The 9279-nt window shown below is 66.6% G+C and carries 9 protein-coding genes; 4 read left to right on the forward strand and 5 right to left on the reverse strand.

Features of this window, described 5'->3' with window-relative positions; all coding sequences use genetic code 11:
• Positions 1-27 precede the first annotated feature (27 nt).
• The 3 genes from ppk2 to P9A17_RS02380 all read left to right on the forward strand — a co-directional run bounded on the left by ppk2 (position 28) and on the right by P9A17_RS02380 (position 2466).
• A complete protein-coding gene (ppk2, locus tag P9A17_RS02370; RefSeq protein ID WP_278036987.1) occupies positions 28-885 on the forward strand; it encodes a polyphosphate kinase 2 in 858 nt (285 codons plus the stop codon).
• Positions 886-917: 32 nt separating this feature from the next.
• The gene (locus P9A17_RS02375) at positions 918-1775 is read left to right on the forward strand and encodes a hypothetical protein (RefSeq protein WP_278036988.1); all 858 of its coding nucleotides are present in this window, start codon (positions 918-920) and stop codon (positions 1773-1775) included.
• A 61-nt stretch (positions 1776-1836) separates the two neighbouring features.
• Entirely contained in the window at positions 1837-2466 is a 630-nt protein-coding gene (locus P9A17_RS02380) for a DedA family protein (protein ID WP_278036989.1), read from the forward strand.
• On the opposite strand, the gene P9A17_RS02385 is transcribed toward P9A17_RS02380, so the two are convergent.
• Positions 2453-3364, reverse strand: coding sequence for a crotonase/enoyl-CoA hydratase family protein (locus P9A17_RS02385; RefSeq protein WP_278036990.1), 912 nt, complete (start codon positions 3362-3364; stop codon positions 2453-2455). The genes P9A17_RS02380 and P9A17_RS02385 overlap by 14 nt on opposite strands.
• Positions 3365-3480: 116 nt before the next feature.
• On the opposite strand from P9A17_RS02385, the gene P9A17_RS02390 reads away from it, so the two are divergent.
• Positions 3481-4761 (forward strand): divalent metal cation transporter, encoded by a 1281-nt coding sequence (locus P9A17_RS02390; protein ID WP_278036991.1) that lies wholly within the window; start codon positions 3481-3483, stop codon positions 4759-4761.
• 62 nt (positions 4762-4823) lie between these two features.
• On the opposite strand, the gene P9A17_RS02395 is transcribed toward P9A17_RS02390, so the two are convergent.
• From P9A17_RS02395 to P9A17_RS02410, 4 genes are all read right to left on the reverse strand, one after another.
• The gene (locus tag P9A17_RS02395; protein WP_278036992.1) at positions 4824-5066 is read right to left on the reverse strand and encodes a zf-HC2 domain-containing protein; all 243 of its coding nucleotides are present in this window, start codon (positions 5064-5066) and stop codon (positions 4824-4826) included.
• Positions 5063-5698 (reverse strand): sigma-70 family RNA polymerase sigma factor, encoded by a 636-nt coding sequence (locus tag P9A17_RS02400; RefSeq protein ID WP_278036993.1) that lies wholly within the window; start codon positions 5696-5698, stop codon positions 5063-5065. Before P9A17_RS02400 ends, P9A17_RS02395 begins: the two co-directional genes overlap by 4 nt.
• Position 5699: 1 nt before the next feature.
• On the reverse strand, positions 5700-6170 hold the full coding sequence (locus tag P9A17_RS02405; RefSeq protein ID WP_278036994.1) for a DUF417 family protein: 471 nt from the start codon (positions 6168-6170) through the stop codon (positions 5700-5702).
• Positions 6171-6265: 95 nt separating this feature from the next.
• On the reverse strand, positions 6266-9034 hold the full coding sequence (locus P9A17_RS02410) for a LuxR family transcriptional regulator (RefSeq protein WP_278036995.1): 2769 nt from the start codon (positions 9032-9034) through the stop codon (positions 6266-6268).
• Between the last annotated feature and the right edge of the window lie 245 nt (positions 9035-9279).

A 9279-nucleotide genomic window follows, 5' to 3' on the forward strand; every position in this document is an offset into this window, starting at 1 on the left:
GTTCGCAGCGCTCGATAGCTTCTGGCGGTGACTCTGGACGGCTCTGGCTACAGCGTGCTCGACGACGACGATGACGATCCCGTGCTGCTTCTTCAGCCCAGCGGTGAAGTCGTCGACACCTGGCGCGAGAACTATCCGTACGACGAGCGCATGAAGCGCACCGAATACGAAGAGCAGAAGCGGCTGCTGCAGATCGAACTGCTCAAGCTGCAGAAGTGGAGCCAGGCCAACGGACACCGGCACGTCATCGTGTTCGAAGGCCGCGACGCCGCGGGCAAGGGCGGCACCATCAAGCGGTTCATGGAGCACCTCAACCCGCGCGGCGCCCGCGTCGTCGCGCTGGAGAAGCCCACCGAGCGGGAGACCACCCAGTGGTACTTCCAGCGCTACGTCACGCACCTGCCCGCCGCGGGTGAGTTCGTGCTGTTCGACCGGTCCTGGTACAACCGCGCGGGTGTGGAGCGCGTGATGGGCTACTGCACCCCCAAGCAGCACGCCGAGTTCATCCGCCAGGCTCCGCTGTTCGAGCAGATGCTCGTCAACGACGGTGTGAGCCTCACCAAGCTGTGGTTCTCGGTCACCCAGAACGAACAGCGCACCCGGTTCACAATCCGCCAGGTCGATCCCGTGCGGCAGTGGAAACTGTCGCCCACCGATCTCGCATCGTTGGACAAGTGGGACGACTACACCGCCGCCAAAGAAGACATGTTCGCGTGGACGGACACCGAAACCGCGCCGTGGACCGTGGTCAAGAGCAACGACAAGAAGCGCGCCCGCATCAATGCCATGCGCTACGTGCTGAGTAAGTTCGACTACGACAACAAGGACCACGACGTCGTGGGCCGGCCCGACCCGCTCATCGTGGGGCGCGCACTTTCCGACTGAACCGGGCGCGTCCCTCCAAGGAGGACGCGTTCGTGCGTTTTCTCGCCGCCCTGTTCCTGTGGCTGATCACCACCGTTGCTCTGGCTGCCGCTGTCCCGGCGATGTGGGCGCAGTCGCATCTGATCGACGAGGACGGGTACGCCGCGCTCGCGACGTCGGCGGCCCGGGACTCCCGGCTGCAGAACGCGATGGCCGCTGAGCTGACCACCCAGTTCCTTTCCCTCGGTGAGGACAACGGCTACCAGCTCAACCCCGAACTCGTCCGGACCGTCGCCGATTCGTACACCCGCAACGCGGGCTTCCCGGGTCAGTTCGCCCAGGCGAACCGGATCGCGCATCAGTGGATGTTCACCGGCGCCGTGCCGAGCGGCAACTCGACCGATCAGTGGCTCATCGACGTGGCGCCGATGCTGTCGGACCCGTCGTTCTCGGCGACGCTGGGGACCCTGGACCTGCAGGTGCCCCCGACACTGACCGTGCCCATCACGGTGAACGCCGAGGAACTGCAGCCCGGAAAGCTGCGCTGGCTCGCGACGTGGGGACCGTGGGCCTCCATCGGGGTGGCCGTCCTGACCGGGGTGTTCGCCCTGCTGACGCTGGCGGCCGCCAGGTCGCGGGGCAAAGCCCTTACCGCCCTTGGTGTTTCGGCGCTACTGGTCGGTGCGGCGGGCTGGGCGGGGATCGAGGTCGCCGGCCGTTTCATCGAGAGCGGACTCAACCGCACGGCCGGCGACATCCGCACCGTGGCCGAGGTGATGGTGGACACCGCCGAAGGCAGCCTGCACCAGTGGCTGAACTACACGCTGCTGGCCGGCGGCGGGCTGGTGGTGCTCGGCGTCGTCGCCGCGGTGCTCGGCGGACTGCTGAGCGGGCCGCGGGAACCTGCCTGAGCAGGACATTCGCTTCGGCTGGCTAGGCTCGGAAGTCACGTCCCCGGAGAAAGGCCGCTCGTTGTCGACAGAGATCCCTGCCGAACTCGACGGCCTCGCGGGTTGGACCGTGAGCCTGATGGAACACCTCGGGGGAGCCGGCGCCGGGCTGGCGATCTTCCTGGAGAACCTGTTCCCGCCCCTGCCGAGCGAAGTGATCCTGCCGATGGCGGGCTTCGCGGCGAGTCTGGGCACCCTCTCCGTGGTCGAAGCGATCGTCTGGACGACCGTCGGGTCCGTCGTCGGAGCCTGGGTCATCTACCTGCTCGGCGCCTGGCTCGGGCATGAACGGATGACCAAACTCGCGACGAAGCTCCCGCTGGTGGACCGCGAGGACATCGACAAGTCCGTGGCGTGGTTCGCCCGCCACGGCACCAAGGGTGTCTTCTTCGGCAGGATGCTGCCGTTCTTCCGCAGCTTCATCTCCGTCCCGGCGGGCATCGAGCGGATGAACTTCCTCGTCTTCACCGTGCTGACGACGCTGGGCAGCCTGATCTGGAACAGCGTGTTCATCGGGCTCGGCTTCGCCTTGGGCGCCAACTGGCATCTCATCGAGCCGTACGCGTCGGCGTTGCAGTTCGTGGTGCTGGCGGGCGTGGTTGGCTTCGTCGGCTGGTTCGTCGTGTCGCGGCTCCGGGCTAGGGCACGATGATGTGCGACGGGTCGGGCCGGCGGTCGGGTGGCGCCTGGCTGTAGTCACCCCACGGGCCGTCGCGGTGCTCGACAGCCGCGCGCACACCATCGGTGGCGGCAATGTCGATGAACCGCAACGCATCCGGGGTGTTGCGCATCAGCCCGTCGAGAATCCCGCCGAGCGTCTGCGTCGACGCCAACCCCATGTTCTCGTAGGCCTGGTTGACGATGAGCTTCTGGGATTGCAGCTGTGACAGCGGGATCGTGCAGAGCTTGGCGGCGATCTCGGCGACGCGTGCTTCCAGACGTTCGAACGGCACCGATTCGTTGATGAGTTCCACTGCCGCAGCCTCCTTTCCGGTGAGCGGCTCGCCGGTCAGGGAGTGCCACTTCACCTTCGCCAGCGACAGCCGGTAGAGCCACATGCCGGTCAGGTAGGCGCCCCACATCCGGGCGTACGGGGTGCCGATGACGGCGTCGTCGCTGGCGATGACGAGGTCGGCGCACAGCGCATAATCACTGGCGCCGCCCACACACCAGCCGTGCACCTGCGCGATCACCGGTTTGGACGCGCGCCAGATCGCCATGAACTTCTGTGTCGGCCCGGTCTCGCGCGTGCTGACCATCGCGAAGTCCTTGCCGGGATCCCACCGGCCGTCGGTGTTCATCGCCTCGCCCCAGTGCTCGAACCCGCCACCGAAGTCGTAGCCGCCTGAGAACGCGCGGCCCGCGCCGCGCAGCACGATGACCTTGATCGCGGGGTCGCGTTCGGCGAGCCCGACGGCTGCCTCGATCTCGTCAGGCATCGGAGGCACGATCGTGTTGAGGCGGTCGGGCCGGTTCAGCGTGATCGTCGCGACCGCGTCGCGGACGGTGTAGAGCAAAGTCTCGAATTCGGGCTGAGCTGATGTCGGCATGGATATGTAGTCGAATCACTTCCGAGTTGGAAGTCAAGCACCGGGCAGCGCCCGCGCGTGGCAAAGTTTGGATACCCTAAGCCCGGCACATCGCCGGCGGGGGAAGGATCACGGGTTTGTCCGAGACTGAGCGCATCGACGCATCGACCCCGGCGGTGAAGCCGCGGACCTCGAAATGGGTGACCCGCCTGACGGTTTTCGGGCCCGGACTCGTCGTCATGCTCGCCGACACCGACGCAGGCAGCGTCATCACCGCCGCCCAAAGCGGTGCCGAATGGGGCTATCAGCTGCTGATCTGGCAGATCATCCTGATGCCGATCCTCTATATCGCGCAGGAGCTGACGGTCCGGCTCGGTCTGGTGACGCAGCGCGGCCACGGCGAGCTGATCCGCGAGCAGTTCGGCGCCGTCTGGGCCTGGGTGTCGGTGAGCACGCTGCTGGTCGCCTGTGCGGGCGCCATCATCACCGAGTTCAGCGCGGCGGCAGGTGTCGGCGCGATCTACGGCATCCCGCCGTGGCTCTCGGTCGGGCTGGTGGCCCTGTTCCTCGGCGGCCTCGTCCTCACCGGTTCGTACCGTCGGGTCGAACGCGTCGCAATAGCGCTCGGCGCGCTGGAATTGATCTTTTTCGTCGTCATGATCGACGCCCAGCCCGACCTGGGTGCGCTCGCCGCGGCACAGCTCAACCAGCCGCTGGCCAACCCCGACTACCTGTACCTGATCGCGGCCAACATCGGCGCGGTCATCATGCCCTGGATGGTCTTCTATCAGCAGTCCGCGGTGGTCGACAAAGGCCTGACCGTCAAGCACCTGAAGGACGCCCGGGTGGACACGGCGTTCGGAGCCGTGCTGACCCAGCTCGTGATGGCCGCGGTGCTCGTGTCGGTCGCCGCGACGATCGGCAAGAACGATCCCAACGCGACAATCAACACGATCGAGGACATCACCGGCGCGCTGACGCCGTTGCTCGGTGAGACAGCCGGTCAGATCCTGTTCTCCCTCGGCTTCCTCGGCGCCGCGTTCGTCGCCGCCATCGTCGTATCCCTCACCGCGGCTTGGGGTTTGGGTGAGGTGATGGGCTATCCGCGATCGTTGTCGGGCAAGCCGAAGGAGGCGCCGGCCTTCTACGCCGTCTACCTGGTGATGCTGGTCATCGGGTTCGTGTTCGTGCTGTCCGGGCTCAACCTCGTCGACCTGTCGGTCGGCATCATGGTGCTGAACGCGCTGCTGCTGCCCGTCGTGCTGGGCTTCCTGTTCGCGCTGGCGGTCAAGGTGCTCCCGGACGAGCACAAGCTGAAGGGCTGGTACCGGATCGTCGTGGCGGTCGTGCTGGTGTTCACCGCGGGTCTCGGTGTGTACGGGGGTATCAGCGGTCTGCTGGCGGGCAGCGCGGGGTAGGAGGACGACGATCAAGCGGCGACGGAGGAGCCGCGTTGAGGAGTCCGACCATAGCTAGCTAGCTAGCGCCAGTCCCGGAACGCGTCGAGGAGCTTGTCCCGGAAGGACGGTTCCAGCGCATCGTCGGGCAGCTTGCCCAGAGTCGTGACAGTGGTGCGGAACTGCTGCAGATAGTTGTCGCACCCGTCGCAGTCGAGCAGATGATGGTCGAACCGCGCCCTGGTGTCCAGGTCGAGGGTGCCGTCGAGGTAGTCGGTCACCAGCTCGACGAGTTCGTTGCAGTCGATGGGCCTGATGTCGGTCACATCGCCTCCTTCAGATAGCTTTCCAGCCCCTGCCGCACGGCCGCCCGCCCACGGTGCAGGAGTACCCGCTGGTTGGCGGCGCTGATGTCGAGGAGCCGGCTCACCTCGGCGGAATCCATGTCCAGCATGTCGCGCATCGTCACGACGACGCGCTGCCGCTCGGGCAGCTTGTCCAGCTCGCGGCGGGTCACGGCCAACAGCTCGTCGCCGAGCACCGACCCCTCGGGGGTGTCCGGGAACGGCGACGGCGTCTCGTCGGGTTTCCAGTGACCCGGGTACGGGTCGTCGTTGTCGCGGAACCGCGCCGGGTCGACCGTTCCGCCGGTGAAGGCCGCGACCTGGACGTCGGCGTCGCTGCGCTCACGAAGGCCGCGCTTCTTGGCGATGTTGATCAGCACCGTGAAAAGCCATGTGCGCAAGGCGGATCGGCCTTCGAACCCGTCGATTCCCTTCACGAGCGCGATCCACGCTTCCTGGACCACCTCTTCGGCGATCTCGTGGGAGGCCACGTAGCCGCGCGCCACCCGCAGCATCGCCGGGGTGTGGGTGTCGACGAGTGCGGCGAAGGCGGCCTCATCGCGTGCCCTCAGTGCGGCGATGAGGCCGGCCTCGTCGGTCGACGTGCCCGTCATGTCAAGAGTGTGAACTGCGCAGCGCATCTGTCAACGTCCATGCCGCGATTCCGATCAGCGCGACGTCCTTGATCAGGAACTGGCCCGTCGACGACAGCACCGGGAATCCACCCGCGGACGATTCGAAGACGCCGGGCGTGGTGAACAGGAAGCTCAGCGTCGCGACGAACAGGCCGACCGCGATGACGCTGCCGACGGCCGACAGCCTGGGCCACCACGGCTTGACGGCGATCAGCGCGGCGGTGGCGAGCTCGAGGACGCCGAGCAGCGAGGAGAACGTGGTGACGGAGAAGATGTCGTAGACCCAGCTCATGAGCGGGCTGTTCGAGACCAGGGGAGCGATCCCCTCCGCTTCGTAGGCGGTGAACTTCAAAGCGCCGATCCAGGCGATGACGACGACCAGTCCGTAGCGGGCCGCAGCCGCGCTGACGCTTTCCAATTGGGGAAGGCGGGTGCGGGCGATGGTGGTCATGGGGCTCTCCCCTCGTCGGGCCACGCGCCGGCGGCGTGGCGATCACGACGTAGTGGTGAGTAGGGGCCGAAGCGTTACACCGCAGACCTTTCGAACTACCGGTGATCCGACTCGTGTGTCGGCGCGCCGGGGTGTGGCATCTTGCGCGCCAATTCGGCCCGCGATCGGACCCCCAGTTTTCGGTAGACGCGGCCGAGGTGGTTGTCCACCGTCTTGTGGCTGACGAAGAGTTCGGTGGCGATGGCCTTGTTGGACAAGCCATCGGCGGCGAGCTCGGCCACGCGGCTCTCCGACGGTGTCAGGTTCAGACTGTCGCGGGAGCCGGCCATCCTGTCCAGCTCGAGGCGGGCCCGGTTGACCCACAGCGGAGCCCCCAACCTCTCGAACGTCGCCAATGCTTCGCCGAACATCTGCTCGGCGGCCTCGCGCCGGCGGTTTCGCCGGAGCAGCTGGCCGGTCAGCAGCTGCGTCCGTGCACGTTCCAACGGCATCGGCACACGAGCGTGGTGCCTCAGGGACATTTCCGCGACGCCCAGCGCCCGGTCGAGGTCACCCCTGCCCGCGTGCCACATCGCGCGACACCGTGCTCCCACGGCGAGCATCCACGGCCGGTCGTTTCGTTGGCCGTTCGTCTCCAGCAACTCGATGAAGGGGGTGGCCTCCTCCAACCGATCCAGGACGATCAGGGCCTCGATGCCGTCCGGCAGACACAGCGACGTGACGAGTTCGGTGCCCAGCGGCTTGATTCGTCCCCCGAACAGCGACGGTCCCGCCGCCTCCAGCGCTCTCTGGTGGTTCCCGAGCGAGATCTCCATGGCCGCGAGGAAGCCGGCCACGCCGTCGTCGATACTCTGCATTCCGCGCCGTTCTGCAGCGGCGGTCACCTCTTTGGCCGTGTCTCGGGCGACGTTGACCTCTCCGCGCACCGAGGCGAGCGCCGATCGCATTGCCGTCGCGGCGATCTGAGCCAACTCGCCGTCGAGCAGCCGCGCCCGCATCGCCATGTCCTGCAGGCTGGATTCCGCGGCCGGATAGTCGCCGATCCACAGTTGGGCGATGAACTTCTGTAGCGTGACGTGCTGGATATCGGCTTCGTGTCCACGATCGGCACACTCGAGGCGGATAAGGTCGTAGCTGGCCTGCGCCTCCTCCAAATGTCCTGTCCAACTGAGCAGTTGGGCGCGGTGCATCGTCGCGCGCAGCGGGATGGGGGTTCGGGCGTTGCGGTCCATCAGATCGATGGACCGTTGCAGGCCCTGTTCGTCGATCCCGTGGCCCACTCCGAAATTCAGCAGCACCGACATCCCCACCGCGCTGCTGATCAGCGACGGATCGCCCAGGACCTCCGCATCATCGGCAGCGTGGCTGGCCATCTCGGCACTGGACAGGTAATCACCGGAGTTGTACAGCGCGTAAGCCGCCGACGTGGCGGCGTTCACCCGCAGCGCCACATCGTCTCGACCGAGTTCGTAGGCCTCCTCGAACAACGGAACCGCCGCGATCATGCTGTCGTCGAGCATTCTGATGGAACCGAGTAACGACACCGCGTGGCCCCGGAGTGGTCCTGCCGGCAACGTGGCCAGCACATCGTGCAGGGCATCGCGAGCGCGGGCCATGTCGCCGAGGGAAAACTGTATGCCCGCCAACTGAATTCGCCGCTGAGGCGTGTCACCGCCGTGCTGGATGGCGAGCTCGAGCAGCTCGGCGGCTGCTGGCGGGGCACCGCGCATCACAGCCGCCAGCGCCGCGGCATCGAGTGCAGCGACGACGCTCGGATCGTCGACCGCCGTCGCGAGGGCGAGGTGCCTGGCCTGGGATTCGGACTCCGACACCAGCGATGCCAGTCTCCGGTGGATGTCCCGGCGCAGCGCATCAGGGGCCTGTTCGTAGACGCCGACGGCGAGCAGCGGGTGAGCGAACGCGACGATGCCGTTCGACAGTCGGGCGATGCCTCCGGCCGCGGCTGCGTCGATCAACCGTACGACCCTCGTGGTGTCGGTGTTCGACGCCGCGGCGATCAGTTCGACTGTCGGCGTGGTCGACGCCGCGGCGATCAGTAGTGCGTCTTTGACATCGGCGTCCAGGATGTCGAGGCGGGCGCGGACGATATCGGACAACGATTGCGACAGTGCGAGCTCACCCCGGCGACCCCGGGCACGCGCCAGTTCGACTGCGTAGTAGGGGTTTCCACCGGATACCTGCGCGATTCGCCCCACCTCCGGCGCCGAAAGGCGAACACCCAGCGCGCTCTCGATCGCCGATTGGAGTTCCGGAGGAGTCAACGGGTTCAGTGTGCGACGGGTGAGCATCGTCGGATCGAACAGCTGAAGCCACGATGTCGAGCGGCTGTCCGGTGTGCCTGTCCGGGTCGTTCCCAGAACAGCAAGTCGCCATCGCATGCGACGAACGGCGAATGCAATGGCTGTACGGCTGGAGCTGTCCATCCACTGCAGGTCGTCGAACGCCAGCAACACAGGGGCACTGCCTGCACAGCGCTCCAAGATGCTCAGGGTCGCGGCCCCGACGGCGTACAAATCGGTCGTACCCCCGCGATGTGTCCGCGACATCACCTGCGAGATCGCCTCCCGTTGCGGCTCCGGTAGATCGGCATCCAGATCTGGAATGTCGGTCAGCAGATCGCACAGAGACGCGTAGGCAAATACCGACTCCGCCTGGCTGACTCGCGCCGACAGCACCGTGAAGCCGCGCTCGGCGGCGATGTCGCGGGCGTACAGCCACGTCGTTGTCTTGCCAATTCCCGGTTCGCCGTCGAGGAGGAGCCCCGCCGATGCGCGTTCCACCGTGTCGAGCAGCGTTGCGATGGCTCTCGTTTCGCCAGCGCGCCCCACCATGCTGGTCGCCATACATCGCAGCATCTCACCGTTTTGGCAAACGCGCCCATCCGTTCGCGCAGCAGTTGGGTGTGATCTACCGCGACGGCACCGTTCGAGCGGCCGGTTATACCGGCAAGGGCCCGTAGTCCTGCGTGTTGATGATGGTGAGTTTGGCTTTGACGGGGTCGGTGCCGTCGTCTCCGGCGGATTTGTTGATGAGGATGCGGGTGCCGTCGGGGGTGAGGGTGAACCCGGTGATGTTTCCGCCGCGGGGG

The sequence above is a fragment of the Mycobacterium sp. 236(2023) genome (assembly GCF_029623955.1).
In the GTDB taxonomy this organism is placed as follows: domain Bacteria; phylum Actinomycetota; class Actinomycetes; order Mycobacteriales; family Mycobacteriaceae; genus Mycobacterium.